Genomic DNA, 26,225 nt, shown 5'->3' on the forward strand with positions numbered 1-26,225 from the left:
AGATGTAGCGTTATGCGGGGTATATAAGGTGCTGCCGCAGGCTATTCAACTCAGCGACTATTTCAAACTGTGTCCTACAGGCGTCCTAAATGAATGAAAGACTTTTCTGAAAGTCACTGAGGAAAAGCCGGATGCCATTCTTGTCCCGTGAACGTTGGGCCGCATCGCCCGCCCGCTGTTGAGAATTCAGTGTAGAGGGCCTGCCGAGGCTGGCAGGGCGGATATGTTGCTGAATCAAACAGCGCGCGAGGCGAGGTGCCTCGCGCGCTACGGCTTATTGTCGGTAGGACTTGAGGAAGTTGCCGATCCGGCCAATGGCCTGCTCCAGATCGTCGACCCTTGGCAGGGTCACGACGCGGAAATGGTCCGGCCACGGCCAGTTGAACGCCGTACCCTGGACGATCAGCAGTTTTTCCGACAACAACAGGTCGAGCACGAACTTTTCATCGTTGTGGATCGGACAGACCTTCGGATCGATCCTCGGGAAGGCATACAGCGCACCCATCGGCTTGACGCAGCTGACGCCGGGAATGTCGTTGAGCAGTTCCCAGGTGCGATTGCGCTGTTCCAGCAGCCGGCCAGGCGGCAGGACCAGGTCGTTGATGCTCTGGTAGCCCCCCAGTGCCGTCTGGATCGCGTGCTGGCTCGGTACGTTGGCGCACAGGCGCATGTTGGCCAGCATGTCGATGCCTTCGATGTAGCTCTGGGCATGATGCTTGGGACCGGAGATGGCAATCCAGCCGGAGCGGAAACCCGCCACCCGGTAGGATTTGGACAAGCCGTTGAAGGTCAGGCACAGCAGGTCCGGCGCCAGGGACGCGGTGCAGATGTGCACGGCATCGTCGTAGAGGATCTTGTCGTAGATCTCGTCGGAAAACACCACGAGGTTGTGCTGACGGGCCAGTTCGAGCATGCCCAGCAGCACTTCCCTGGAGTACACCGCGCCGGTCGGGTTGTTTGGATTGATGATGACCAGCGCCTTGGTGTTCGGGGTGATCTTGGCCTTGATATCCGCCAGGTCCGGGAACCAGTTGGCCTGCTCGTCGCACAGGTAATGCACGGGGTTACCGCCGGACAGGCTCACGGCGGCGGTCCAGAGCGGGTAGTCCGGCGCCGGTACCAGTACTTCGTCGCCATTGTTGAGCAGGGCCTGCATGGACATCACGATCAGCTCGGACACCCCGTTGCCCAGGTAGATGTCTTCGATACCGACACCTTCGACCTGCTTCTGCTGGTAGTACTGCATCACGGCCTTGCGCGCGCTGAACAGGCCCTTGGAGTCGCTGTAGCCTTGGGCGGTCGGCAGGTTGCGGATGACGTCCTGGAGGATTTCATCGGGCGCTTCGAAACCAAAGGGCGCCGGGTTGCCGATGTTCAGCTTGAGGATGCGATGGCCTTCCTCTTCCAGGCGTTTGGCGTGCTTGAGCACCGGGCCGCGAATGTCGTAGCAGACGTTGGCGAGCTTGTTCGATTTGCTGACCTGCATGGCGATGTGTTCCCGAAGATGAACGATCCAGGCGGCGTATGGACGACCGTGCTGGTGATCTTGCGTCTGTGGCGGGCCTGACGCGGCATGGCGTCACAATCCGTTTGAATACCCATGACGCGACTGCCAGACTGGCGCTGACGAGGCGCAATCATACGTGCCGCCCGACCCGCGGAAAAGCGTCGGATCGGGCTTTTTCAATTGCCGAGGTGGGACGATGGAAAAGCTGAAGAAAACCCTTGAGGAATGGCACGCCATGCTCGACCCGGAGCAGTACAACGTCTGTCGGTTGAAAGGCACTGAACGGCCGTTTTCGGGTAAATACAACGGCACCAAGACCGACGGTGTCTATCACTGCATCTGCTGCAACGAGCCGCTGTTCGATTCGCGGACCAAATTCGATTCCGGTTGCGGCTGGCCGAGTTTTTACGCGCCCATTGGGGACAGCGCGGTAATGGAGATGCGAGATGTCAGCCACGGCATGATCCGCACCGAAGTGGTCTGCGCCAAATGTGATGCCCACCTGGGTCATGTATTTCCCGATGGCCCGCCGCCTACGGGCTTGCGTTACTGCATCAACTCGGTGTGCCTGGATCTCGTTCCCCGCGCGTAAATCTGTGGCGAGGGGATTTATCCCCGCTGGGTTGCACGGCAGCCCCATTAGGCTCCCCTTGAAGTGCGAGGCTGATGTATCCCTCCTTTGGGGTCGCTACGCAACCCAACGGGGATAAGTCCCCTCGCCACAAATCTGTATCAAATCATTCGCGGAGGTGGCTGAATAATTAAATTGCATACAATTGAATTGCTCGCTATCTTGCACGTCAGTCCCATTCCTTTGGAGCCTTGCCATGAGCGACAACCTGCTGAGCATTCCCTGCACCACCATCAAGGGTGAGCAAAAGACCCTGGCCGATTTCGCTGGCAAGGCCGTGCTGGTGGTCAACACCGCCAGTCAGTGCGGCTTCACCCCGCAGTACAAGGGGCTTGAGCAGTTGTGGCAGACCTACAGGGATCGGGGCCTGGTGGTGTTGGGCTTTCCCTGCAATCAATTCGGCAAGCAGGAGCCGGGTAATGAAGGGGCGATTTCCGAGTTCTGCGAGCTGAACTTCGGTGTGAGTTTTCCGTTGTTCAAGAAAATCGAGGTCAACGGTGCCAACGCCCATCCGCTGTTTGTCCAGCTCAAGCAGCGTGCCCCCGGTGTGCTCGGGTCCAAGGGCATCAAGTGGAATTTCACCAAGTTCCTGGTCGGCAAGGACGGTCAAGTGGTCAAGCGTTTCGCCCCGACCACTAAACCCCAGGACCTGACCCATGAGATCGAAGCCCTGCTCAAATGAACGAGCTGCCCGTCGATTCGCTGAAGCTCGACAGCCAGTTGTGTTTCAAGCTGTACGCCGCTTCGCGGGCGGTGATCCGTGGTTACAAGCCGATGCTCGACCAGCTTGGCCTGACTTATCCGCAATACCTGGTGATGCTGGTGTTGTGGGAATGGCAGGACACCGCGCCGAAACAACCGACGGTCAAGGCCCTGGGTGAACGGTTGCTGCTGGATTCCGGCACATTGACGCCGCTGCTCAAGCGCCTGGAGCAACTGGGCCTGGTCCAGCGCCGGCGTTCGGCCCGGGACGAGCGGGAGGTACACCTGGGCCTGTTGCCGGCGGGTCTGGCGTTGCGCGAACAGGTCGGGCCCCTCAAGGCTCGTCTGCTGTGCGACAGCGGGATTGATCTCGACCGCCTGGGGGCGTTGCGTAATGGTCTCGATCATCTGCTTGGGCAGATCAAAGCGCTGACGTAGTCGGCACCCATTGATCCAGTATCGCCGCCAGTTCTTCGCGTCGGAATGGCTTGGACAGATAATCCGTCATGCCGGCACCCCGGCAGCGTTCCCGCTCCTCTGGCATGGCGTTGGCCGTCAGCGCGACAATCGGCAGGTCCGGCCAGCGGCCGCTGCGACGAATCTGCCGACTGGCTTCGTAGCCGTCCATCACCGGCATGTTGCAGTCCATCAGCACCAGGTCGAAAGTGCTCCGTTCGAGTTGATCCAGGGCCTCTGCGCCATGGGCGGCGACAAGGACTTCGCAGCCGAGCTTGACCAGCATGCCTTTGGCGACCAACTGGTTGACCGGATTGTCCTCCACCAGCAGCACTCTTGCGCGCCTGGACGGTGGCAGAGCTTCGATCTGCGTGTCAGTGATGGTGGTCGTCTCGCTCTGCAGCGCCCGACGCAGGATCTGATACAGCGCGTGGCGCGCCAGTGGTCGGGCCTGTTGAAGTAGCGGGGCCAGGGCGGCCGCCTGTTCGCTGGGCATGAAGCTGCCGTAGGCGGTGACGAGCAGGATCGGCGCGTTGAAGGTTGGCCGCAAGTTGAACAGGCACTCAGGGCAGTCGGTAATCAGGACATCAGGCTTGAGGCCCAGCAGGTTGTCATCCACCGAGCGTCTCAAATAGTCCACCCCCCAGCCCGGCAACAGGCTGTCCAGCAGTTCGGCCAGGCCGCTGCTGTTGGCGGTAATCGCGACGATATTGCCACGCAAGGGGTCGACCGGCGCCGCCGGTGTATGACAGGGCAGGGGCAGGTCGGCGCAGAACTGGCTGCCGAAACCGGCTTCGGAGCTGATCGTCAAGCGGCCCTGCATGGCTTCGCAGAGGTTGTTGGTCAGCGCCAGGCCCAGCCCGGTGCCACCGAACTGGCGGGTGATGCCGGCGCCGGCCTGGGTGAAGGGCTGGAAGATTCTTGCCTGAGCATCCTGGGGAATGCCTATGCCGGTATCGCAGACTTCAATCCGGACCCCGCCTTCATAGGCGCTCAATCGCACATCGACCCGGCCGAAACGGGTGAATTTGAGGGCATTGGACAACAGGTTGCTGACGATCTGCCGCACACGGGTTGGATCGCCGAGCACTTGCGCCGGGAATTGCGGATCAATCAGGCAGGCCAGCTCGACGCTGGGGGCGGCATTCTGCGAAAGCAGGTTGGCCGTGTCTTCGATCAGGGAGCCGAGATCGAACGGGATACGTTCGAGTTCCAGTTGGCCGGCATCGAATTTCGACAGGTCGAGGATGTCGTTGAGCAGCTCGACCAACACCTTGCCAGAGTCATGGGCTATCGATAGCTGTTGCTGTTGTTCGGCGGTCAGGGGGCCGTCCAGGGACAGGGCGATCATGCCCAGCAGGCCGTTCAGCGGTGTGCGGATCTCATGGCTCATGCTGGCCAGGAACGCGGAACGTGCTTCGGCCATGTCCAGGGCAGTACGCCTGGCCACTTCCAGTTCTTCGTTGGACTGGCTGAGGCGGGCGTTGATGGCCTTGAGTTCGGCGGTACGAGCCGAGACGATGTTTTCCAGCTGCGCCAGGTATTCGGTCAGGCGATTTTCGGCCATGCGCCGCTGCTGGATTTCGGTGGAGATATTTTCGAACTGCTGGTTGGCGACCGACACCAGTACGCCGATTTCGTCGTATTGATGGCCGGTGGGGCATTCCAGGCTGCTCTGCTCATTACTGCCCGGGTCGCGGCTGCTCAGTTCGCGAATGACCCGCACCAGGGGTTTGGTCAGCATCACGTAGAACAAGGCCAATAACAGGCCGGTCAGGATCAGGCTGCGAGCGAAGCCGTTGAGCAACGTGACCTCGGCCCGACGCAGGAAGCGACTGCCGAAAGCGTAGGTGTCGACGTCCAGCCGCAGCACGCCCAGAGATTCATTGGGCAGATGGTCCAGGTAGAGCCGGTCTTCGAAGCGGCGCTGGGCGCCAAACAGGAAATCGCTGATGAAACGGTAACTGTTCTGCAGTTCGGGTCGCTTGACATTGGCCAGCACGGTATTGTTGTTGTCGACCAGCTCGGCGCCGATGATGGCGGGCGAGCGCAACAGGCCCAGGGCCAACTCCTGGGCCAGTTCGGCATCGATGTTGTAGGCGATGCGCGAGGCCGGGTTGTGGCTGATTTCCAGCAACGACAGGATCTCGCGGTTGATCGACGCGTCTTCGCTGGCATAATCGATGCCGATCTGCATCAGGCTGAGCAAGGTGCCCAGCACGAAGCCCACCAGGACGGTCAGTCGGGCCTGCTTGTAAGAGAGCCGTTGGGTGAATCTGATGTCCATGGAATGGTGAACCACTTACGTTTCCCTTCGCCGGTCAAGCATAGCTGATCATCTCCGGATACCGGCGCGGCCGGTGTGTGCTGGATGGGATGGCGCCATCCTTGAGAGCGGCGTTTCGGCGCAGCAGCGCCATCATTACTGTGAATTTGTCCGAGGAGAAGACGTGGACGCCCGATTGAATGCTTTTCTTGAGCGTGCCGATGCCGTACTGGCTCGCATCGAGCCCCTGTTGCCCGCTCCCCGTCCCGCCATCGACTGGACCGTGACCCTGGCCGCCCGCTGGCAACGCGACGGACGCAGCGGCTATCTGCTGCCGCTGCAGGTCAGCCTCGACATGCGCCTGTCGGACCTGATCGGCGTCGATCGTCAGGTCGAGCAATTGGGTCGCAACACCCGGCAGTTCATCGACGGCCTGCCGGCCAACCATGCGCTGCTCTGGGGGTCGCGAGGGACTGGCAAGTCGTCCCTGGTGCGTGCCTTGCTGGCCGAGCATGCGATCGCTGGCCTGCGCTTGATCGAGATCGAGCGCGATCACCTGGCCGACCTGCCGCGGGTGGTCGAGCAGATCGCCAGGCTGCCACAGCGCTTCGTGCTGTTCTGCGATGACCTGTCGTTCGAATCCGGCGAGGGCGATTACCGCGTGCTTAAAAGTGTGCTGGACGGCTCTCTCGAACAGGCGCCGGACAACGTGTTGTTGTACGCCACGTCGAACCGTCGTCACCTGGTGCCGGAGAAGGAAAGCGACAACGAGAACTGGAAACGGGTCGATGGCGAGCTTCACCCCAGCGAAGCCGTGGAGGACAAGATCGCGTTGTCCGACCGTTTCGGATTGTGGCTGTCGTTCTATCCGTTTACCCAGGAGCACTACCTCGACGTGGTGGAACACTGGATCGGCGAGCTGGCGGCGAAGGCCGGGCTGGCCTGGCAGCGTGACGAAGCGCTGGACGTGCTGGCGGTACGCTGGGCCACCGGGCGCGGCAACCGCAACGGCCGTTGCGCCTATCAGTTTGCCCGTTATTGGGTAGGCCTGAAACTCCTGGAGCACAAGGCATGATCGATTTGAAGAGCACAGGCATGGGCCTCGACGGCTACGGCTTGCTATCGGCACAGCTGGAGTCCCTGTTGGCGGATGAGCGCGATTTCATCGCCAACGCTGCGCAGTTCTCGGCTTTCCTGTTCAGCCAGCTGGACGACTTGAACTGGGCCGGTTTTTACCTCAATCGCAACGAAGAACTGGTGCTGGGGCCGTTCCAGGGCCAGATCGCCTGTGTGCGAATTCCCTTCGGGCGAGGTGTCTGCGGCACCGCGGCGGCGACTGGCCAAACCCAGCGTGTCGAGGATGTCCACGCCTTCCCCGGCCACATTGCCTGCGACAGCGCGTCGAACAGCGAATTGGTGGTTCCGCTGCTCAAGGACGGGCGCCTGATCGGCGTGCTCGACCTGGACAGTCCGAAACTGGCGCGTTTCAGCGAACATGACCAGGCCGGCATCGAGCAATTGGCGGAGATTTTCCTGCGTCTGACCGATTGCTGAATGGGCAGGAACCGTGGGAGCAAGGCTTGCCCGCGATGACGGCGGTAGGGTCGGCATTGCCTTCAACTGAGTCACCGATTCGCGAGCAGGCTCGCCCCCACAGGGAATTGTGGCGCGATCAGCATGACCGCAATCCCGCCTGGGCCAACAGACTGTCTGTGTCGACGTCATCAATCTGGTCCGGATCGAGGAACTGGTTGGCATAGCCCAGGTAGATCTGTTCATCGATGAACAGCCCGAACAGCTCGGGGTCGATGTGGGCCTCACGGCACATGGTGGCCATGATGCCCAGGGCTTCGCTCAGTTTCTTGGCTTTCTTGTACGGGCGGTCGGCTGCTGTCAGTGCTTCGAAAATGTCTGCAATTGCCATCATGCGCGCCGGCAGGCTCATCTGCTCGCGCTTGAGCCGCTTGGGATAGCCGGTGCCATCCATTTTTTCGTGATGACCGCCGGCGATTTCCGCCACGTTGTCCAAATGGCTGGGGAAGGGCAACTGGCTGAGCATCATGATCGTTTGCACCATGTGGTGATTGATGACGTAACGCTCTTCACGGGTCAGCGTGCCCCGCCTGACGCTGAGGTTGTAGAGTTCGCCACGGTTGTATTTCCATTGCGGGACGTCCAGCTGGAAGCCCCACGGGTTGTCTGTCGGAATCACTTCGGCTTCGTGGCGCTCGAACAGATGCTCGGGCCTGTCGGCCAGCAACGGTTCCGTCACCGGCAACGTTGGCTTGGGCGTGCGCGCCTGGCGCTGGTTTTCCTCCCAGGAAACCCCCAGTCGATCATCCAGGGTCCGGGTCCACTGGCGTTGGGCAATGCGTTGCAAGCGTTGCAGATCGGCATCGGCCATGGCTTCGGAGCCCAGGTTGCAGCGGGCGACGAAGGCGAAGTCATCGTCGAGGCCGGCGAGTGTCGCATCCCGTGACTGCGCCAGTGAAGACGGCTCGCCGCCCATCGCCATGGCCTGCCAGTAATCGATCCAGGCGTCGCGTTTCAGCACTTCGAAGCGGGTACGGATTTCGTGGATGCGGTCGTTCAGGGTTTCCAGTTTGGTGGCTTTGTCCACCACGAACTCGGGAGTGGTGACTTTTCCGCAATCATGCAGCCAGGCGGCGATGTGCAAGGCTTCCCACTCATCTGCCGTTGGTTGGTAGCCCGCGAACGCTGGCGCCTGGCTGTTGGCGGCAGCTTGGGCGAGCATCAGCGTCAGGGCCGGTACTCGTTGGCAATGGCCACCGGTGTAGGGGCTCTTGGCATCGATTGCACCGGCCAGCAGTTGAATGAAGGCGTCCAGCAATTGTTTCTGTCTGGCCTGCAGGTGCTGGCTTTCGATGCTCACGGTGGCGGCACCGGACACGGCCTGCAGGAACGCGATGCGGTCGGGTTGCAATTTCTCCAGGTCGGCTTCGGTGCCGCTGTCGGTGATCAGCAGTACCAGGATCCCCACGGTTTCCTGGTGACGGTTGCGCAGGTGGATGCCGATCAGATGAACCCGCGGAGAGTCCAGCGCCCGCAGGACGCCCTGCAGGTCTGCCGCCTGCTCGAAACCCAGGGCAGTGACAAGGTTATCCGATGCCGCCAGTTGCTTAAGCCAGGGAGGGCTGTCGTTGCCGGCCAGGGCGTGACCTTGCAAGTCGAAGGCGGCCAGGTCCTGCGGGGTCTGCTCGATCACCAGTCCATAGGGGTTTACCCGGTCGCTGTCGTTCTCGCGCAGGTAGATCAGGCCGGCCTGGGCCTGGCCGATATTCGCGGTCTCGAACAGTACCCGCTCCAGCAGCGGTGCGAAGCGGGTCTCGGCGCGCAGGCTGGCGGTGATTTCGAAGAAGCTCGCCAGGGTCTCTTTCATTCGGGCCATCGACAGGCTCAACTGATCGACCTCCAGCACCAGGGAGCGACGGGACATCGGGTAATTGAAGTCGAAGCTGCGAATGGCGTCGGCCTCTTGCACCAGCGCGTCCAAAGGCTTGACCAGGATCCTGGAGGTCAACCAGCCCAGAGGCAGACACAGCAGCAGGGTCGCAAGGGTAATCAGCGCGCCTTGCCAGCGCATGCGATAGGCATCGGCCAGCAGTTCATCTTCCGGAACCAGCAACGCCAGTTCCAGGCCCAGGGGGCCGCCTTCCTGCATATGGCTGCGGGAAACGATCCACCGACGTCCAGCCGCCTCCAGGCGCGAGGCACCAGCGCTTGCGTCCAGCACGGCGGCGATAGCCGGATTAAGGTCGCGGGCCTTGATCAGGCGTGCCGAGCGGGTGTCTGTCAGCAATCGGTTGCTATCGGGGTAGCCCACTGCGTTGCCAAGTGGGTCGAGCAGTACGATTTCGGTGCCGGGGGTAACCTTGTGCTTGGCAAGGGTCTGCGAAAGGGCCGCCAGGGTCAGGTCGGCACCGATGACCGCCTGATCGCCGCTGCGCCGGGCGAGGGTGGTGCCGATGTCGTGGGTGGAGAAGAACACGTAGGGTTCGGTGGTGATCTGGCCAGCCGTCTCCAATGCGCTGCGAAACCAGCTTCGGTGGCGCGGATCGAAGGTGTCGTCGGGGTTGTCCTGGCGGCTGATGAGCACCAGTGCCTGGTCGTAGAACAATGACTGGGAGCGGATCGGGCCCACAGGGTTTGCGCGTTCCACGGTCCAGACCTGATAAAACGCGTTGGCGGGCGCTTTCAGGGCGCTCTTCAGTGCGGCGGTGCGCAGCGGCCGGACCATCAGGAAGTCGCCCTTGCTATCGCCCAGGTACAACGATGCCAGGTTCGGGTTGTCCCGCAGCGCCTGGCTGAAGGGCCCGAGCAGGGCCAGGCGCTGGTCGGGATTGGATGCCTGTGTTGCCGGATAGTCGGCCAGCAGGCTCAGCACATGGCGGATCGGTTCGTAGGTGCCGTACAAGTCCAGGCGCACGTCCTGTTCGATCCGGTTGAACAGCTTTTCACTGCTGGACAGGATGATCTGCGTCGTCTGCCGGTAGTTGAAGACCCCCAGCACCACACCGGTCAGCAGCAAAAGCAGTGTAAACATCACGCTGATGTGGACGTGCAGAGGAAACCGGCGTTGTTCCGGGCGCGGCGCGCTGGGCATTGCAGTCACTCCAGGGGGCAGGCGTTCTCAATGGTTTTGCACCGCGTTGTGTATTGAAGCGGGCCGCAAGGCGCGGAGGGGTACACCATTGAGAACGCCCCTGGTGCGCGCTGCTGAGCCAACAGCATAGTAAACACCAGCTTATTTTGCCTTGGCGATCTCTGTTTCCAGGACCCGCTCCAGCTCGGTCATGGCGTGTTCGAGGGCACTGGTGCATTCGTCAATCAGGTCGCGTGCCTGCGCCTTATGGCAGGCCTGCTCCAGCGCCTCGCATCGCTGGATCAACAAGGGCGACTGCACGATTCGAGCGGCACCTTTTATCTTGTGTGCTGCTTCGGTAAGTGCCTGCTGGTTCCCGCTCCGGGCGATGTCGAGCAGTACCTGGCGATCCGATCTGTTGCTGTTGAGCAATTCTTCCAACAGGCGCTGGGTGTACAGGGGATTGCCGCCGGTCAGCGCGTGCAGGTTCTGTACATTGAAGACATTGGAGCGACTGATGGGCTTGATGGCCTTCATCCATTGGCTGAGGGCGCTCAGGCTGATCGGTTTGAACAGGCAGTCGTCCATGCCCGCTGCCTGGCAGCGCTGTTTTTCCTCAGGTTGTGCATTGGCGGTGAATCCAAGAATGGCGCAGGGTGTCAATCGGTGTTCGGACTCGTGCTTGCGAATCGCCCCGGCCAGTTCGTAACCGCTCATGACGGGCATGTTGCAATCGGCAATGACCAGATCGAAGTCCCCTTCAAGCCAGGTCTTGAGCCCTTCGGCACCCTCGTGGGCGACTTGGTAGCGATGGCCGAGATATTCCAGTTGTTGCGACATCAGCAAGCGATTGGCCGAATGATCGTCAACCACCAGAACGTTCAGGGCGGCCGTGGCGGTTTCTATCGCCGGTTCAGGAGGTGTGGAAGCCGTTACCGGAGGCAGGAGGGTCAGCTTCAGGCAGACCCGGACCTGGGTGCCGGTGCCCGGCTGGCTGTGCAAATCCAGGCTGCCACCCATCATCCGGCACAGGTTGCGACTGATCACCAACCCCAGCCCGGCACCCTTTCGAGCCATCCGGCCGGCATTGTCGGCTTGGGCAAAGGGTTCGAACAGACGTTGCAGGTCGCTGGGGCTGATACCGATACCGCTGTCGCTGACCAGCAGTTGCATGTGCAGGGTATCGTCCCGGGCGGATCGAGTCAGCCTGACCTCGACCTTTACCCAGCCCTGTTCGGTGAATTTGAGCGCATTGCTGATCAGGTTCGACAGCACCTGTTTGAACCGCAGGGGGTCGACCAGCACATCCGGATTGTCGTCAGATGGTTCGAACTGCAATGACAACGCGAGATTCTTCTGGCGCGCCACGCCTTCGAATACCCGTATGACCGATTGCAGCATCGCCCTGAGATTGACCCGCTCGGGTGCCAGGCTCAGGTGGCCCGATTCGATGCGGGCGATGTCCAGGATGTCGCCTATCAACTCCAGCATGCCGGAGGCCGACTCGTAGGCCACTGCGATTGTCGAGCGATCCACGTGGCCCTTGTCGGCGTGCATCAACGCCAATTCAAGCATTCCGATCACCGCGTTCATGGGGGTGCGGATTTCATGGCTCATGGTTGCCAGGAAGGTGCTCTTGGCCCGGTTTGCGTCATCGGCCCGCTCCTTGGCGGCGCGCAGCTCATCGAAGAGCTGGCGTCGTTCACTGATGTCGATCCAGCCACCGATGATGCCCTGTACCTGCGCGGCGGAGTTTCGGTAAGGCAGGATCCAGTGATAGATCGTCAGTTTCCTGTCCCCGATGAGCAACGGCCGGTCCACGATCAACGCGGTGCCTTCGGCCATGACGCGCTGATAGTCCGCCTGGTACTCCTGTGCTTCGAAGGCATTGCTCACCGGTCCGGACATCACGTCCTTGCCGATGACGTCTTCGCGTTTTACATCGAACACTTCCAGGTAACTGTCGTTGCAGCTTTGCAGAACGCCGTTGCGATCCCTTACGTAGATGGGGTGAGGGGTGCCGTTGACCAACGAGCGCATGAACTCGAGCTGGTCGTTCAACGCCAGTTCGGCCCTTTGCCGTTGGCGGATCTGCCTCTGCATGTAGGCGTTCCAGGCCAATGAGATCAGCAATAGCAGGCCGACGCCCGCAACGACCTGGAAGAACAGGCGGTTATAAGTGCGCCAGGTGTGTTCCGATGCCGAGACATAGCCTCGCCAGCGGTTGTTGATCACGCCCAGTTCCTCGGGGTCGATGCTGGTCAGGGCTTTGTCGAGAATGGTGTTCAACTCGGGCGCGCCCCTGGCTGTGGCCAGGGAAAACAGGGCCTGCTGGGTGCCGACGGTGCTGCTGATTTGCAGGGTGTCCCGGAACGAGTGCGACGAGAGAAAATAATTGGCCATGACCAGGGCATTCACGCTGCCGTCGGCTTGGCCTTGGGCGAGCAGTTCAATGGCGTGCGAAGGGTCGTTGGCTTCGATGATCCTGATGTCTGGATACTGTTTGTGCAACCACTCGATGAGCGGGTTGCCCTTGGTAATCGCCAGAGTCCTGGTCCCGAACTGGTCGAGTGTGGCGGGCGTGTCGGACTGCTTTCGAGTCAGCAGGACTAATGAGCTGTCGAGATAGGGGCGGCTGAATTTCACTTGTTGCTGCCGTTCGCTGCTGGGTACGAGTGCCGCAATCAGATCGGCTTGACCGTTCAGGAGCGCGTTGATCGCGTCGCTGTCGTTGCGCTTGTGCTGAATTTCCAGGCGCAGGCCTGTACGCAGCCGGATCAGTTCCAGCAGATCGGCGCTGATCCCGCGGAAATCGCCGTCCGAATCAAAAAAAGTGAACGGGGCGAACGTTTCGTTCACGGCTACCCGAACCACCGGATGCCCGCTCAGCCAGCGTCGCTCCCGATCGGTCAGTTGTATCCTGTGTTCTGTGAGATAAAGGTCGGCACCTGCACTCCAGCGTTTGGAAATCGCGGCTTGCTCGGCGATCGGGATCTGGTTGAGCGTCGCGTTGATGATCTCCAGCAGTCGGGTGTCGTGACGTCGTAGCGCAAAACCGAATCCGTAGGATTCATGTTTGCCGAAGCTGGCCATGCGAATGTTGCTCAGGTATCCCTTGCTGATCATGTAATGAGTGGAGATGGTATCGCCGAGAAATACATCGGCCTGGCCGAAGGCAACGGCATTTATGGCGTTCTGATAGGACGGGTAGGTGGTGATGCGCGCCTTCGGGTAAAGTTTTTCGATGTCCTGCAATGGCAGGTAGTGATAGACCATACTCAGCCGCAATCCCTCGAGATCCTCGTTCAGGGATCGGTTTTCATTGGTTCGGGTGACGAGAACGGGCTGGTCCACGGCATAAGGAGCCGACAGGACAAGCTCGGGGTCGCGGGCTTCGAAACCGTTCGCGCTACCCAGCAGGTCGATTTGTCCATGCTTGAGCGCGGCAACGGCTGCCTCACGGGACTCGAATCGCAGGACTTTCATCGGCAGGCCGGTTGCGGCGGCGATGAGCCCGGCGTAATCGGCGGTCATGCCTTCGTAGTCGCGTCCGCTGGTAGAGAGATCGAAAGGCGGGTAATCCGGTGCGGAAGTTCCCAGGACCAACGCCTTGCGGCCACGCAACCAGTCACGCTGGGCCTCATCCAGGCTGACCTCGGGATGAGCCGTGGTCGAGCGACCCAGAAGCATGTAGTGCTCGGGCGCATCCGGCGCCGCAGCGAGTAATCCTGCATATAACCCTGCCATCAATAGCAGGAGGCATCCTTTCATGCATCTGAACATCCTGTTTATTCTCACACCAATGCGTTTCGTTTCGCCATTTCAATCAGTTCTACCAGAGACTTGACCTTGAGTTTCTGCATCAACCGCTTCTTATAGGTGCTGACAGTCTTATTGCTTAGAAACATACCTTTGGCTATTTCCTTGTTGGTGCGACCCTGGGCAAAAAGTTGCAGTACCATCAATTCCCGATCATTGACGTTCTTGAAGAGATCCAACTCTATACTGCGCGGGTCGTCAGGGCGCATCGGATTGAGAGCCTGACTGGGAAAATAGTTGTAGCCGGATAATACGGCCTTGATTGCGCTGACAAGTTCGCTGAGGTCTTCCTGTTTACAAACGTAACCGGAGGCTCCGGACTGCATGCACCGGATGCCGAACAGCGTCGGTGACTGTGCCGTGAGCACCAGCGTTTTGAGCGGGGTGGTCATGGCATTGAAGCGCGAGAGGATTTCCAGCCCGTCCAGCTTGGGAATGCTGATGTCCAGGATAACCAGATCCGGCATGCATTCGCGCACCATTTGCATCGCGTCGACGCCATTGTCGGTTTCTCCTACGACTTTATAACCTTCGTGCTCCAGGAGCATGCGAACGGCGAGGCGAATGACCGGATGATCGTCGACAATGAAAACGGAGTTCATGAATAAAGTCCCTTGCGAGCTTAAATAAAGCGCGCACCTTAGCCCAGTTACAGCTGTGGTCGTACGAGGAGACGGGTGTACATATTCAATTTCAGAAGTTTCCTACAAAAAAAGAAGTGGGGTACTACGAGGTAATTAGGTTTTTAGTAGGTAATGGGCATGAGACGGGCGCGTTTTATGAGCGGACCACCCATTAGGACGTTGTATTAGAGCGCCTGCTCTTACGGGTAGGTTGAAAGTATGTTGTCAATACTGTGCAACTTACGTTGCAAATCCGTTGTGGGGGGGCCGGCTTCCGAAGCGAGGCGTCCGTCGCCACGAGGGCAAACGGATCGGACGCCATCAAGAACAGGCTCGCCCCACCGGGGAAATGTCACTGGCGAGTACGACCGGTCATCTCCTGTGCCATTTCGCTGGCGTAGCTGTCGGTCATCCCGGCGATGAAATCGATCATCCGCAGGAACGCAGCATGCAAAGGACCATTGGGGTCGGGTGCATTGTTCCCCAACAGGTCGAGAATGCGACGATTCTTGAACGAGGGTGAGCGGCCCCCATGCTGTTCCAGGGCTGCACCGCAGAAGCCGTTGAGCAGGATTTCGAGTGTGGTGTATGCACCGATTTCATTCAGGGTCTTGCGCTTGTCCTGGAATATCTTCTTGCGTGCCATGTCCTTGGCATTCAACACGCAACGCTTTGCCGGGCCATGCATATGCTCCACCAGATCACCTGCCAGCGTGCCGGCCAGTAACGCTTCCTGTTGCTCGACGAACGCCCGGGCGGCGGCGTTGGTCAGGTGTTCGATGGCCTTGCCCCGCAGGATCGCCAGTTTGCGTCGCCGGGAATCCAGCGGTCCGAGCTGGCGGTAGGTGTCCGGAATATCATCGCCCACCAGGTCCAGGAGCAGCGACTCCACCTGGGAGTAGTCCAGTAGCTCCATTTCCACGCCATCTTCCAGGTCGATCAGTGCGTAGCAAATGTCATCGGCAGCCTCCATCAGGTACACCAGTGGATGCCGTGCCCAGCGCTGATCTTCAAGTTGGGGCAGGCCGAGCTTGTGGGCAATCTGTTCCAGCAATGGCAACTCGCTCTGGTAGCAGCCGAACTTGTGCTTCTTGTAGCCCAGGGAGTCGGCATGGCGGGCGGTCCACGGATATTTCAGGTAGGTGCCAAGGGTGGCGTAGGTCAGTCGGGTGCCTCCATCGAATTGATGGTATTCAAGCTGGGTGAGGACCCGGAACCCCTGGGCGTTGCCTTCGAAATTGAGAAAGTCGCTGCGCTCGGCCTCGCTCATGGCGTCGAGCCAGCCGCGACCTGCTGCCTGCTGGAACCAATAGCGGATAGCGTCTTCGCCGGAATGACCGAAGGGGGGGTTGCCGATATCATGGGCCAGGCAGGCCGATTGCACCACCATCCCCAGATCGCTCGGCTCACACCAGTCGGGCAGGGCGCTGCGGATGGTTTCCCCTACGCGCATCCCCAGGGAGCGACCGACGCAACTGACTTCCAGCGAATGGGTCAGGCGCGTGTGGATGTGGTCGTTGCTGGAAACCGGGTGTACCTGCGTCTTGCGTCCGAGGCGGCGGAAGGCTCCGGAAAAGATAATGCGGTCATGGTCCTTGTGAAAAGGGCTGCGGCCCAGCTCTTCCGGGCTGTGCACAGGTTTTCCGAGGCGTTCGCGAGTCAGCAGGGTATGCCAGTCCAAGGCCGGTTGCTCCGTTGAGGTAGAGGTGCTCTAGTGTCCTGTATCACAAATACTGTGTTTTTTGACGGTGTCTGTTGCCGTCATGCTGCGTTGCCGCTCCTCGCCATAGCGGGCTATGACTCGTCGCTGCGCCTTGCCTGACGACAACAGCCACTCGTCAAAAAAGAACGTATTTGCGAAACAGGACACTAGCTTCCCGGTTCGTGAAGCGTCCCGCAAGCCCGTCAGGGTTTGCGTACGTTGCGGGCAAGTTTGATCAGCGGCACCAGCGTCGTTGCCAGCCGGATCAGGCGAACCAGGCCACTGCTGCGTCCGCTGCGGGTCCGCTTGCCACCGATGAAACCGAGCAAGGACACGGCTGCCATGCCCCAGAGTGGCGCATGCTTGATGCCGAAGCCTTCATGCCAGCTCTGCCCAAGGCCACGCACCCGTTGCAGGGGGTGCAGCAGCTGGCGCGTTTCCTGGCGGATTTCCTGGCGATGCATTTCCATGCGCAGGCGTACCAGCGCTTTGCGCATTTCCTGCCGGGTGCGGGCTTGAGGAATGTCGGGCAGGCTCATGGCAACAGACGCTCCCGGTCGTTGGTCAGTTCTTCGAGTGTGGCATGGAAGGGGGTCGATTCATCGTAGATCGCGGCCCGGAGTCGAAGGCCACAGAACAATGCCGCCAACAGATAGAACAGGCACAGGCCGATGATGCCCGCGAGTCGATAGGTGTCCCATACCAGGATCAGCACCAGGGTCGAGAGGCCTACCAGGAGCAGCAAGGCAAAGACCAGGGCCAGGCCGGCGAACAGCAGCAGGCTGACAGTCCGGGCTTTCTGCTCCTGCAGTTCCATGCCGAACAGTTCGACGTGGCTGTGCAACAGCCCGAGAAACGCCGCGCCCAGGCGGCGGGCTGAAGAAGTTGTGCCCGATTCGGACGCGCCGGAGTCGTTGATATCCATATCAGCGCCGTGTCGCCAGCAGGCCGATCAGAAAGCCCACGCCAGCAGCGATGCCAACGGACTGCCAGGGATTGGCTTGTACGTATTGCTCGGTGGCGATGACCGCAGCCTGGCCACGTTCACGCATGGAGTCTTCGGTCAGTTTGAGGGTGTCGCGGGCGCGCAGCAGCGTTTCGTGGATCTGGCTGCGCAGCTCATCGGCCTGGTCGCCCGCCAGCGTCGCGGTATGGTCCAGCAGCCGTTCGGTGTCGCTGACCAGCGTCTGAAAGTCTTCCATCAGGATTTCTTGAGCAGTCTTTGCCTGGGGTCTGGCCATGGGTGAATCTCCGTAAATGACGTCTGAAGCGTTCGAGTATGAGCCTTGTCGGAAGGTTCAGTGAAAGTGCCTGGTACAACTTTTGCTCGGTTTTGGCCCAAGGTTCTGCCATGTACTGGTGCGTTGCCCGCGCCGCTGCGCTGAAGCTGGGCGCAGCCCGTAAAACCTTAACCCAAATAATCAAAACCCGCGAAGCACCTCGCAACGGAACATCGCCTCGCCATTTTTCAACGCACCAAAGCGGTTCGTCAGCCTCTGACTGGCAGGCGAGCGGTTTCAACTTGGTGCGCTGACAAGTCGAGCGAACCGCTTTGGTGCTTCTTTCAATTTTTTTCAGGTCTGCCAACACCATGGAAAATATGCAAAGCGCCGTGGACAGTCTGGTCCACAGCTCCAACACCCTGTTCATCCTGCTAGGTGCGGTCATGGTCCTGGCCATGCATGCCGGCTTTGCGTTCCTGGAAGTTGGAACCGTTCGGCTGAAAAACCAGGTCAACGCACTGTCGAAAATCCTCAGCGATTTTGCCGTCTCGACCCTGGCCTATTTCTTCATAGGCTACTGGATTTCCTACGGCGTGACGTTCCTGCAACCGGCCGCCGTGTTGAGCACCGATCACGGCTACAGCCTGGTGAAGTTCTTTTTCCTGCTGACATTTGCCGCCGCCATTCCGGCAATCATCTCCGGCGGTATCGCCGAACGTGCCCGCTTCGCACCGCAGCTGTGCGCCACGGTGTTGATCGTGGCCTTCGTGTATCCCTTCTTCGAAGGTGTGGTCTGGAATGGCAATTTCGGCCTGCAAGCCTGGTTGCAGGGCCGCTTCGGTGCCGGTTTCCATGACTTTGCCGGTTCCGTGGTGGTGCATGCCATGGGCGGCTGGCTGGCGCTGGCGGCGGTGCTGCTGCTCGGTCCTCGTAACGGCCGTTACCGGGAGGGGCGCCTGGTGGCGTTCGCGCCGTCGAGCATTCCATTCCTGGCCTTGGGTTCGTGGATCCTGATTGTCGGCTGGTTCGGTTTCAACGTGATGAGCGCCCAGACCCTGCCAGGGGTGAGCGGATTGGTGGCGGTCAATTCGTTGATGGCCATGGTCGGTGGTACCGTGGCGGCATTGATCGTTGGGCGCAACGACCCCGGCTTCCTGCACAACGGTCCGCTGGCCGGGCTGGTGGCGGTCTGTGCCGGTTCCGATCTGATGCATCCGGTAGGCGCGCTGGCGACCGGGGCCATTGCGGGCGCCTTGTTTGTCTGGTGCTTCACCGCGGCCCAGGGCAAGTGGAAGATCGACGATGTACTCGGTGTCTGGCCTTTGCATGGGTTGTGCGGCGTCTGGGGTGGCATTGCCTGTGGCATTTTTGGCCAGGACTTCCTGGGTGGTCTGGGTGGCGTCAGCCTGGTCAGCCAACTGCTCGGTACTGCACTGGGCGTCGTTATCGCACTGGCCGGCGGGTTCGCGGTCTACGGCGTGATCAAGGCGCTGCTTGGGCTGCGCCTGACCCAGGAGCAAGAGTATTACGGCGCTGACTTGTCGATTCACAAGATCGGTGCGGTCAGCCAGGACTGAGTCGTCATGTTTCCTTGTCCTGATTGCCGGGATAAAAACCGTGCAGCAGTCGGTAGCGATCGTGACGGACCTGATCCACATGCTGTCGGACCCGCTGTTCCGGCAGCCCAAGCATGATCAGGGCGTGGGAGGCCAGCATCAGGCTCGACTCCAGCAATTCCGGGACCACTTCGTCGGCCCCGGCGGCCTGCAATTCGGCCAGTTGGCTGTCGTCGCGAGTGCGTACCAGGATCGGTACCTGCGGGTTGACCCGCCGGGCTGCCCTGAGCACGGTCAGGGCGATGTCCGTCTTGTCGACCGCGATCACCAGCAATCGGGCGCGGCTCAGCCCCACGGCAGCCAGCAGGTCTCCTCGTCTCGAATCTCCGTAATGCACGCTGCTTTCCCCGACGGTGGCTTCCTGGATGATGACCGGGTCATCATCCAGGGCAACGAAAGCCTGGCCTTCCCGGCGCAGAAATCGTCCGATGGACTGGCCGACGCGTCCGTACCCACAAATGACGACGTGATCCGAGAGGCCTGCGTTCAGCGCGTTGATCTGGTCCAGTTGCGCCTCTTCGTTGGGCTTGCGGTGCAGGCGGGCGGCGATGTTCGGCGCGGCTCGTAGCAAGAGTGGTGTGAGCAGCATCGAACAGAACGTCGCTGCCAGCAGCAGGCCACCGATGTCGGCGGGCATGAGGCGGTTCTGTTGCATCAGCGCCATCAGGGCGAAACAGAACTCGCCGCCCTGGGCCAGGGCCAGGCCGCTGCGCCAGGCGGTCTCAACGTCGCTGCCGCGCCATTTCACCAGGACGACAACCACGCTGCCCTTGATGAGCATCAATCCCAGGGTCAGCCCAAGTATCAACAAGCCGTCATCGACGAACAGCCGCAGATCGATCAGCATGCCGATGCTGACGAAGAACAACCCCAGCAGAATGTCGCGGAACGGACGGATATCGGCTTCGATCTGGTGCCGGTAATGACTTTCCCCCAGCAGCATGCCCGCCAGAAAGGCCCCCAGGGCCGGCGAGAGACCAAGCAGGTGGGTCAGCCATGCCGTCAGCAACACAATCACCAAGGCCAGCAGCACGAACAGCTCAGCGGAGCGGGACGCGGCGACTTCATGGAACAGGCGTGGCAGCAGCAGGCGGCTGGCCAGCAGCAAGCCGCCGAACAGGACCAGGGTCTTGCCCAACGTCAGGGGCAAGGCCCAATACCACGCCTGTGAACTGCTGCCAGCGAACACCGGCACCAGGGTCAGCAACAGCACCGCGACAACATCCTGGAACAGCAGCACGCCGATGGCGTTCTGGCCATGGCTGCTGAAGATTTCCCCAAGGCTGGTCAACTCCTTGCTGACGATGGCCGTCGACGACAACGCCAGCCCGGCGCCGAGCAGCAACGCGGCCAATACCGGCGCGCCGCAGAGCGTCAGCAACACACCCAGAAGCGCTCCCGAACACAGCACCTGGAGGCTGCCGAGGCCGAACACCACACGGCGCAGCTCGAGCATCCTGGACAGGGAGAATTCCAGCCCCAACGAAAACAACAGGAACACCACACCGAGCTCGGCCAGGTCCGGTAATTCATCGCTGTCATTCACCCAATCCAGGGCGGTGGGGCCTATGGCCAACCCGACGCACAGGTAGCCCAGCACCGGCGGCAGGCGCAGTCGTCGGAACAGTGCGATGACCACCAATGACGAGGCGAGAATGATCAGCAGGTTGGCAAACAAGGGACACTCCGTTTCAAGGTCTGGTACACAGCGTAGAAGGGGAAAGCTGATCAGGGTTGTCGAAAAGGCATTTGTGTTCAGTGATTTGCATCAGCATTTTGCAGACGCGGGACGCCCGGCTCGACGGTTTTCGAGGGCGCGCCTAGAATGACCGTCTATCTTTTGTGGGTCTACCTGCCATGCCTCCTGAATGCCAACTGTTCGGTACCCTCGGTTGTCATCTTTGCGAAGTCGCCGAAGACGTACTGATGCCTTTCGTCGAACACGGCTTGCTGGTGGAACTGGTGGATATCGCAGAGAACGAGAAGTTGTTCGAAACCTATGGGCTGCGTATCCCGGTGCTGCGCAGGGTCGACACCGGTGAAGAACTTGATTGGCCGTTCAATGATTCCGATCGGATTGCCGCCTTTCTCAGCTGACACCGTTCCGTCCATCGTGTCCTTACGTCGCCATTGGCGAAAATGCTGTTCTTCGGTTACTGTATGCCTATACAGCTATCTGGAGTGCACCCCTTGGTCAATGTCGAACAATTGAAGAACAGCGTGAACAGAATGTCCGTGGACGTTGTTCGCGAGGCCGTCATGGAGCTGCGCCTGGACGGACTGGTGACCGAAGGCAAGACACCCTTCAACAAACTGCATTTCAACACCTGTTTCGCTGAGATCGAAGCGCTGTTCCAGCGTGCCGGCTATCACAAGCAACTGGATGTGGTGGGTTACCAGGGCCTGTTGTATGCGTTGTACGACCCGGGTCGCTGGGAGGCGGTAGAAGTGTTGCGCTGGTTGAAGGAGTTCACCGAGGCCGCAGCCAGTCCCGCCTCGCTTCCGGCGTGAGGTAATCATTGCTGGGCTGGCCTGTGCGACTGTCGGATAATGTTCCCCCGCAAAATGTTCAAGAGTGTTCGATGTCCGGTTCATCGTTTTCTGCTGCACACCATCAGGCCAGCACTTTGTACCTGCCCCCCGGTTCCTGGCAGACCGTGCTGGATTGCCTGTGCGAGCATTTCAGCGCCATCAGTCGCGAGCAGTGGCTGGACCGGATTGCCCGGGGGAGGGTGCTGAACGCAGAGGGCAAGGCGATCCCTGTCGATTTGCCCTACCGTGAAGGCCTGCGCATTCATTACTTTCGCGAAGTGCCCGACGAGAAGCCGATTCCGGTCGTGGAGTCGATCCTGTACGCGGACGAGCATCTGGTGGTGGCGGACAAACCGCATTTCCTGCCGGTCACCCCGGCGGGGGAATATGTCGAGCAAACCTTGCTGCGACGCTTGATCCGACGGTTGGACAATCCTCACCTGGTGCCCTTGCACCGGATCGACCGGCATACGGCCGGGCTGGTTCTGTTTTCGGCCAATCCCCACAGCCGATCGGCTTACCAGTCATTGTTCCCGACGCGAAAGATCGAGAAACACTACCAGGCCATTGCCCGTGCGTTGCCCCAGCTGACCTTTCCACGGGTGCATAGAAGCCGGATGATCGATGGCGAACCGTTTTTCCGGATGCAGGAAGGACCGGGCGAACCGAATACCGAAACGGCCATCGAGGTGCTGGAAAAGAACGGCGAGTTATGGCGCTATGGCCTGTCTCCGGTGACCGGGAAGAAGCATCAGTTGCGGGTCCATATGAATGCCCTGGGGGCGGCCATCTGCAACGACCCGTTCTACCCTGACGTGCTCAGGGATGTGGAGGATGATTACGCCAACCCTCTTAAACTGCTGGCCCAGGGACTACGTTTCAGCGATCCGGTCACGGGCGAGGAGCGCGTATTCGAAAGTGGTATTGCGCTCCAGTGGTAGCTACGGCTTTCGAGCAGGCATCAAAAAGCCCGCAATGTTGTTGCATTGCGGGCTTTTTTATATCGGGTTGCGACGTCAGAGCTTACAGATCTTTAACGGTGCGAACCTGATCCTTGTTCACGCGGGTATGCTTGCCGTCCAGTTGTTCGAACTCGTAGAAGCCGGTGTCTTCATCATACTGGGGGGTGTCGACGGCCTGGATTTCGCGACCGTCATTCAAGGTAATCACTGTAGGCGATGCGCACCCGGCAAGAGTGGCGAGGCCCAGTGCGAGCATGAAAGTGGCGAGGGTCCGTTGTGTCATGGTGTTTCTCCGAAATGAATTCTTCAGGTTACTGACCTTCAGACGTATACATTGCACGCAAGTTCCTGGCTAGGGGCCTGTACGGTTAATTCGAGTAAACGAATTAGCCACACAGGCCACTAGTGCCTTTATGTCGCGTCAGCAGTTCCGGTGTATTCAGGTTCGCCAGCCGGGGATCGTCGGCCGGGCATTGCAGCGCAACGGCGTGCAGCGTGCGCATGATGCGGCCGGGGCTGCGTTCGCCTTCGCTCCAGGCCTTATCGAACGCCGCTGTCAGGGCCAGTGGGATGACGCACAACAGCGGTTCCCAATGTTCGCCGTGGCGTACCATCAGCGGCACATGGGGATGCTGGCTGGCCATTGCGCGCATGCTGTCGAGAAGATTGGAATCGATCTGCGGTACATCGCACGGCAGCACCAGCAAATACGGGTGCCTTGCGGCCTTGAGGCCGGCCCGGATACCTGCCAGGGGGCCGGGGTAATCACCTTCATCGTCATGCACCAAACGATCGGCATACAGCGCATAGCGGTCAGGGTTGCGGTTGCAGGAGATGATCAGGTCATCGCTCAATGCGCGGGTCTTGCGATGAAGGTGGGCGATCAACGGTTCGCCCTGCCATTCCACCAGACCCTTGTCCTGCCCACCCATGCGTTGTCCGCGGCCACCGGCCAGCAGCAGGATGGAGCAAGGTGGTAGCGCAGTGTTCGAGGTCATGGGTGTGTCTCCGCACAGGCGAAAAAATCAAGCGCTGTGATATAACACCGGGCTGTTCTCCCTACAACTGGACGAGCCTATGAAAGCCAAGGCTGATGTACCTTTCGTGCCGCTCAATATCGCGGTGCTGACAGTCAGTGATACCCGTACCCTGGAAACCGATACGTCCGGGCAGGTCTTCGTCGATCGACTCGGCGCGGCCGGGCATAACCTGGCGGCGCGGGTGCTGCTCAAAGATGATCTGTACAAGATTCGGGCCCAGGTGGCGACCTGGATTGCCGATGAGGTGGTCCAGGTGGTACTGATCACCGGTGGCACCGGCTTTACCGGCCGTGACAGCACGCCAGAAGCGGTCGCGTGCCTGCTGGATAAGCAGGTCGACGGTTTTGGTGAGTTGTTCCGGCAGATTTCCGTGGCCGACATCGGTACCTCCACCGTTCAGTCCCGAGCGCTGGCGGGGCTGGCCAACGGCACGCTGGTGTGCTGTTTGCCGGGATCTACCAACGCCGTGCGCACCGGCTGGGACGGGATTCTCGCGGAACAGCTGGATGCGCGGCATCGCCCGTGTAACTTCGTGGCCCATCTGAAACAGGCGGCTCCTTGTGAATCCCGTGGGTAAACCTGGCAAGACCGGCGCCTTGATGGCTGTCGAGGTTGCATTGGAGCGCCTGCTGGCAATGGCGGCGACCACACCGGTGACCCAGCGTGAGCGGCTGCCGCTGGCCGAGGCGCAAGGGCGGGTGTTGGCGCAGGATCTGGTGTCGACCCTGGATCTGCCGCCGTGGCCCAACAGCGCCATGGACGGTTATGCGCTGCGGCGGGCTGACTGGAAAGGTGAACCGATGGTGGTCAGCCAGCGGATTTTCGCCGGGCAAGCTCCGCAACCGCTGGCCGCTGGGACCTGCGCGCGGATCTTTACCGGGGCACCTGTTCCCGCTGGAGCCGACTGCGTGGAAATGCAGGAAAACGTCCTGGTTGAAAGCGACCAGCGAGTACGGTTTACCGAGCCCTTGGCCAGTGGACAGAACATCCGTCCTCAAGGGCAGGAAACCACTGCTGGCGAACAGGTGCTGGCTGCCGGTACTCGCTTGGGACCGATCGAGCTGGGCCTGGCCGCTTCCCTGGGTTGTGCATCCCTGGACGTGATACGCAAGGTCCGGGTTGCGGTCCTGTCCACCGGTGATGAACTGGTCGAGCCCGGCCAGCCACTGGGCCCTGGCCAGATCTATAACAGCAACCGGGTACTGCTCTGTGGCTGGTTGCAGCGCCTGGGCTGTGAAGTGGTCGACGCAGGTATCCTGCCGGACGACTTGCCCACCACCCGGACCCGCTTGGGCCAGCTGTCGGATGTTGATCTGATCCTGTCCACTGGTGGTGTATCGGTCGGGGAGGCTGATTTCCTGGGCGTCGTGCTGCGCGAGGAAGGTGAGCTGACACTCTGGAAGCTCGCCATCAAACCCGGGAAGCCGCTAACGGTTGGGCACTTGCGCGGCGTGCCGGTCATAGGCTTACCTGGAAACCCCGCCTCGACACTGGTGACGTTTGCGTTGCTGGCCAGGCCTTACCTGCTGCGGCGCCAAGGCGTTCAGTCTGTGGCGCCGCTCAGGTTCAAGGTGCCGGCTGGGTTCGTCTGGGCCAAAGCCGGCAGTCGGCGAGAATATCTGCGAGGCCGCATGGACAGCGGCCGGGCAATTATCTACCGGAATCAGAGCTCTGGGGTGCTGCGCAGTGCGGCCTGGGCTGAAGGTCTGGTCGAAGTGCTCGAGGGGCAGACGTTGGTCGAGGGCGACGAAGTGAGTTTCATCCCCTTGAGCGAGCTCCTGGACTAGTGGCCTGTCTCGCAAATACCTTTTTTTGACGACAGCCTTCGTGGTAACCGACGTCATCAGAGACAAACGGTATTTGTGAGGCGGAACACCACCTCTGCAGGCGGTGCACTCCCTGTTCAAATCGATGGTTGCCTCCATCGCTTTTATCGCGACAGCAGCATCACCAGTTGATCGAAGCGGCTGTTCGCGACCCAGCCCAGGAGGCCGACGATCACCGCCGCCGCACCGGCCGAATAGGCCAGTCTGTGACGGATCACCTTCACATCGGTACGGATTTCATCCATGTCTCGACGGATGTATTTAAGGTGGGTTTCCAGTTCAACGACGCGCGGTTCCAAATCAATTCCTCCAACGGGATTACTGCAACTTTTGCATTCGTTCTGAGCATCGGTCCGCTCGCCCCCGATAGGTGCGAATTGACGAGGCGACAGTTTGTATTCATGGCTATGCATGGGACGCTTCATCCCTTTGGCCACAACTGTTCGAACCACTGATCCGTCCCTTGCGGGCCGTGACGTATCCATCCATGGGTTAGCACATCCTTGTGTAATGAGTGTTTTTATCGGTCCAGCACAACAGAATGCCAAGGTGTCTCAATACGGTTGGAGGGTCAATTGAGCTGATTCGCCAAGTCTTGTAAGAAAACTCTTTGAGTGCAGAGGCATCGTTCCAGTGGGCCGACTGGCCATCCATCCGGGGGGCTTTCTCAATTAAAATTGACGCGGCGAGGGCTTTTTCAGCCGAATGCGCGGTCCC

24 protein-coding genes are annotated in these 26,225 nt (G+C 60.3%); 11 read left to right on the forward strand and 13 right to left on the reverse strand.

Translation table 11 applies throughout. The annotated features are described in order from the left end of the window. Positions 1–274: 274 nt before the first annotated feature. Complete coding sequence (locus FBY02_RS11280; protein WP_053155200.1) at positions 275–1,486, reverse strand: pyridoxal phosphate-dependent aminotransferase; 1,212 nt, start codon at positions 1,484–1,486, stop codon at positions 275–277. 217 nt (positions 1,487–1,703) lie between these two features. On the opposite strand from FBY02_RS11280, the gene msrB reads away from it, so the two are divergent. The 3 genes from msrB to FBY02_RS11295 all read left to right on the forward strand — a co-directional run bounded on the left by msrB (position 1,704) and on the right by FBY02_RS11295 (position 3,278). Further along, a complete protein-coding gene (gene msrB / locus FBY02_RS11285) occupies positions 1,704–2,099 on the forward strand; it encodes a peptide-methionine (R)-S-oxide reductase MsrB (RefSeq protein ID WP_144927327.1) in 396 nt (131 codons plus the stop codon). 235 nt (positions 2,100–2,334) lie between these two features. Beyond that, the gene (locus FBY02_RS11290; protein WP_144927330.1) at positions 2,335–2,820 is read left to right on the forward strand and encodes a glutathione peroxidase; all 486 of its coding nucleotides are present in this window, start codon (positions 2,335–2,337) and stop codon (positions 2,818–2,820) included. Then, positions 2,817–3,278, forward strand: a complete 462-nt coding sequence (locus tag FBY02_RS11295) for a MarR family winged helix-turn-helix transcriptional regulator (RefSeq protein ID WP_144927333.1) — start codon at positions 2,817–2,819, stop codon at positions 3,276–3,278. The genes FBY02_RS11290 and FBY02_RS11295 overlap by 4 nt, the downstream gene beginning before the upstream one ends. Here the strand turns inward: FBY02_RS11295 and FBY02_RS11300 are convergent. After that, positions 3,262–5,583 (reverse strand): response regulator, encoded by a 2,322-nt coding sequence (locus FBY02_RS11300; protein ID WP_144927335.1) that lies wholly within the window; start codon positions 5,581–5,583, stop codon positions 3,262–3,264. The genes FBY02_RS11295 and FBY02_RS11300 overlap by 17 nt on opposite strands. A gap of 163 nt (positions 5,584–5,746) precedes the next feature. On the opposite strand from FBY02_RS11300, the gene FBY02_RS11305 reads away from it, so the two are divergent. Both FBY02_RS11305 and FBY02_RS11310 read left to right on the forward strand, forming a co-directional pair. Beyond that, on the forward strand, positions 5,747–6,637 hold the full coding sequence (locus tag FBY02_RS11305) for an ATP-binding protein (RefSeq protein WP_144927339.1): 891 nt from the start codon (positions 5,747–5,749) through the stop codon (positions 6,635–6,637). Further along, a complete protein-coding gene (locus FBY02_RS11310) occupies positions 6,634–7,116 on the forward strand; it encodes a GAF domain-containing protein (RefSeq protein ID WP_055127277.1) in 483 nt (160 codons plus the stop codon). Before FBY02_RS11305 ends, FBY02_RS11310 begins: the two co-directional genes overlap by 4 nt. 118 nt (positions 7,117–7,234) lie before the next feature. Here FBY02_RS11310 and FBY02_RS11315 read toward each other — a convergent pair whose 3' ends face one another. From FBY02_RS11315 to FBY02_RS11345, 7 genes are all read right to left on the reverse strand, one after another. Continuing rightward, a complete protein-coding gene (locus FBY02_RS11315) occupies positions 7,235–10,186 on the reverse strand; it encodes an HD domain-containing phosphohydrolase (protein ID WP_144927342.1) in 2,952 nt (983 codons plus the stop codon). Between the two features lie 141 nt (positions 10,187–10,327). After that, the gene (locus FBY02_RS11320; protein WP_371921413.1) at positions 10,328–13,936 is read right to left on the reverse strand and encodes a transporter substrate-binding domain-containing protein; all 3,609 of its coding nucleotides are present in this window, start codon (positions 13,934–13,936) and stop codon (positions 10,328–10,330) included. Positions 13,937–13,959: 23 nt separating this feature from the next. Continuing rightward, on the reverse strand, positions 13,960–14,586 hold the full coding sequence (locus FBY02_RS11325) for a response regulator transcription factor (protein ID WP_041020693.1): 627 nt from the start codon (positions 14,584–14,586) through the stop codon (positions 13,960–13,962). 373 nt (positions 14,587–14,959) lie between these two features. Continuing rightward, entirely contained in the window at positions 14,960–16,288 is a 1,329-nt protein-coding gene (locus FBY02_RS11330) for a deoxyguanosinetriphosphate triphosphohydrolase (protein ID WP_144927348.1), read from the reverse strand. 224 nt (positions 16,289–16,512) lie between these two features. Further along, positions 16,513–16,848: a hypothetical protein gene (locus tag FBY02_RS11335; protein WP_144927351.1), complete on the reverse strand. Its 336-nt coding sequence runs from the start codon at positions 16,846–16,848 to the stop codon at positions 16,513–16,515. Continuing rightward, positions 16,845–17,234 (reverse strand): phage holin family protein, encoded by a 390-nt coding sequence (locus tag FBY02_RS11340; RefSeq protein ID WP_047701522.1) that lies wholly within the window; start codon positions 17,232–17,234, stop codon positions 16,845–16,847. Before FBY02_RS11340 ends, FBY02_RS11335 begins: the two co-directional genes overlap by 4 nt. A gap of 1 nt (position 17,235) precedes the next feature. After that, positions 17,236–17,550, reverse strand: a complete 315-nt coding sequence (locus FBY02_RS11345; protein ID WP_144927354.1) for a YqjD family protein — start codon at positions 17,548–17,550, stop codon at positions 17,236–17,238. 350 nt (positions 17,551–17,900) lie between these two features. On the opposite strand from FBY02_RS11345, the gene FBY02_RS11350 reads away from it, so the two are divergent. Beyond that, positions 17,901–19,109, forward strand: coding sequence for an ammonium transporter (locus FBY02_RS11350; protein WP_144927357.1), 1,209 nt, complete (start codon positions 17,901–17,903; stop codon positions 19,107–19,109). Between the two features lie 4 nt (positions 19,110–19,113). Here the strand turns inward: FBY02_RS11350 and FBY02_RS11355 are convergent, their stop codons facing one another. After that, a complete protein-coding gene (locus FBY02_RS11355) occupies positions 19,114–20,826 on the reverse strand; it encodes a monovalent cation:proton antiporter-2 (CPA2) family protein (protein WP_144927361.1) in 1,713 nt (570 codons plus the stop codon). Between the two features lie 179 nt (positions 20,827–21,005). Between FBY02_RS11355 and FBY02_RS11360 the strand changes: the two genes are divergently transcribed. From FBY02_RS11360 to FBY02_RS11370, 3 genes are all read left to right on the forward strand, one after another. After that, a complete protein-coding gene (locus FBY02_RS11360) occupies positions 21,006–21,245 on the forward strand; it encodes a glutaredoxin family protein (RefSeq protein WP_144927364.1) in 240 nt (79 codons plus the stop codon). Positions 21,246–21,338: 93 nt separating this feature from the next. Then, a complete protein-coding gene (locus FBY02_RS11365) occupies positions 21,339–21,659 on the forward strand; it encodes a transcriptional regulator (RefSeq protein WP_144927367.1) in 321 nt (106 codons plus the stop codon). Between the two features lie 71 nt (positions 21,660–21,730). After that, positions 21,731–22,621 carry a pseudouridine synthase gene (locus tag FBY02_RS11370; protein WP_144927370.1) on the forward strand — a complete coding sequence of 297 codons (891 nt, stop codon included), beginning with the start codon at positions 21,731–21,733 and terminating at the stop codon, positions 22,619–22,621. 82 nt (positions 22,622–22,703) lie between these two features. Here the strand turns inward: FBY02_RS11370 and FBY02_RS11375 are convergent, their stop codons facing one another. Continuing rightward, positions 22,704–22,925, reverse strand: a complete 222-nt coding sequence (locus FBY02_RS11375) for a YgdI/YgdR family lipoprotein (protein ID WP_024776721.1) — start codon at positions 22,923–22,925, stop codon at positions 22,704–22,706. Positions 22,926–23,028: 103 nt separating this feature from the next. Further along, complete coding sequence (mobA, locus tag FBY02_RS11380) at positions 23,029–23,640, reverse strand: molybdenum cofactor guanylyltransferase MobA (protein ID WP_144927373.1); 612 nt, start codon at positions 23,638–23,640, stop codon at positions 23,029–23,031. 79 nt (positions 23,641–23,719) lie between these two features. Here mobA and moaB point away from each other — a divergent pair, with 79 nt between their 5' ends. Together moaB and glp are read left to right on the forward strand one after the other, a co-directional pair. Then, positions 23,720–24,259, forward strand: coding sequence for a molybdenum cofactor biosynthesis protein B (gene moaB / locus FBY02_RS11385; RefSeq protein WP_047701515.1), 540 nt, complete (start codon positions 23,720–23,722; stop codon positions 24,257–24,259). Between the two features lie 22 nt (positions 24,260–24,281). Further along, positions 24,282–25,469, forward strand: a complete 1,188-nt coding sequence (gene glp / locus FBY02_RS11390; protein ID WP_178115354.1) for a gephyrin-like molybdotransferase Glp — start codon at positions 24,282–24,284, stop codon at positions 25,467–25,469. 143 nt (positions 25,470–25,612) lie between these two features. Here glp and FBY02_RS28375 read toward each other — a convergent pair whose 3' ends face one another. Continuing rightward, positions 25,613–25,921 carry a hypothetical protein gene (locus FBY02_RS28375; RefSeq protein ID WP_256662484.1) on the reverse strand — a complete coding sequence of 103 codons (309 nt, stop codon included), beginning with the start codon at positions 25,919–25,921 and terminating at the stop codon, positions 25,613–25,615. Between the last annotated feature and the right edge of the window lie 304 nt (positions 25,922–26,225).

The sequence above is a fragment of the Pseudomonas sp. SJZ078 genome (assembly GCF_007828255.1).
GTDB lineage: Bacteria > Pseudomonadota > Gammaproteobacteria > Pseudomonadales > Pseudomonadaceae > Aquipseudomonas.

Bases quoted from the DNA above. Each gene is read 5' to 3' on its own strand.
- FBY02_RS11280 (WP_053155200.1), bottom strand. From the start codon at position 1,486: ATGCAGGTCAGCAAATCGAACAAGCTCGCCAACGTCTGCTACGACATT.
- msrB (WP_144927327.1), top strand. From the start codon at position 1,704: ATGGAAAAGCTGAAGAAAACCCTTGAGGAATGGCACGCCATGCTCGAC.
- FBY02_RS11290 (WP_144927330.1), top strand. From the start codon at position 2,335: ATGAGCGACAACCTGCTGAGCATTCCCTGCACCACCATCAAGGGTGAG.
- FBY02_RS11295 (WP_144927333.1), top strand. From the start codon at position 2,817: ATGAACGAGCTGCCCGTCGATTCGCTGAAGCTCGACAGCCAGTTGTGT.
- FBY02_RS11300 (WP_144927335.1), bottom strand. From the start codon at position 5,583: ATGGACATCAGATTCACCCAACGGCTCTCTTACAAGCAGGCCCGACTG.
- FBY02_RS11310 (WP_055127277.1), top strand. From the start codon at position 6,634: ATGATCGATTTGAAGAGCACAGGCATGGGCCTCGACGGCTACGGCTTG.
- FBY02_RS11315 (WP_144927342.1), bottom strand. From the start codon at position 10,186: ATGCCCAGCGCGCCGCGCCCGGAACAACGCCGGTTTCCTCTGCACGTC.
- FBY02_RS11320 (WP_371921413.1), bottom strand. From the start codon at position 13,936: ATGAAAGGATGCCTCCTGCTATTGATGGCAGGGTTATATGCAGGATTA.
- FBY02_RS11325 (WP_041020693.1), bottom strand. From the start codon at position 14,586: ATGAACTCCGTTTTCATTGTCGACGATCATCCGGTCATTCGCCTCGCC.
- FBY02_RS11335 (WP_144927351.1), bottom strand. From the start codon at position 16,848: ATGAGCCTGCCCGACATTCCTCAAGCCCGCACCCGGCAGGAAATGCGC.
- FBY02_RS11340 (WP_047701522.1), bottom strand. From the start codon at position 17,234: ATGGATATCAACGACTCCGGCGCGTCCGAATCGGGCACAACTTCTTCA.
- FBY02_RS11345 (WP_144927354.1), bottom strand. From the start codon at position 17,550: ATGGCCAGACCCCAGGCAAAGACTGCTCAAGAAATCCTGATGGAAGAC.
- FBY02_RS11350 (WP_144927357.1), top strand. From the start codon at position 17,901: ATGGAAAATATGCAAAGCGCCGTGGACAGTCTGGTCCACAGCTCCAAC.
- FBY02_RS11360 (WP_144927364.1), top strand. From the start codon at position 21,006: ATGCCTCCTGAATGCCAACTGTTCGGTACCCTCGGTTGTCATCTTTGC.
- FBY02_RS11370 (WP_144927370.1), top strand. From the start codon at position 21,731: ATGTCCGGTTCATCGTTTTCTGCTGCACACCATCAGGCCAGCACTTTG.
- FBY02_RS11375 (WP_024776721.1), bottom strand. From the start codon at position 22,925: ATGACACAACGGACCCTCGCCACTTTCATGCTCGCACTGGGCCTCGCC.
- mobA (WP_144927373.1), bottom strand. From the start codon at position 23,640: ATGACCTCGAACACTGCGCTACCACCTTGCTCCATCCTGCTGCTGGCC.
- moaB (WP_047701515.1), top strand. From the start codon at position 23,720: ATGAAAGCCAAGGCTGATGTACCTTTCGTGCCGCTCAATATCGCGGTG.
- glp (WP_178115354.1), top strand. From the start codon at position 24,282: ATGGCTGTCGAGGTTGCATTGGAGCGCCTGCTGGCAATGGCGGCGACC.
- FBY02_RS28375 (WP_256662484.1), bottom strand. From the start codon at position 25,921: ATGCATAGCCATGAATACAAACTGTCGCCTCGTCAATTCGCACCTATC.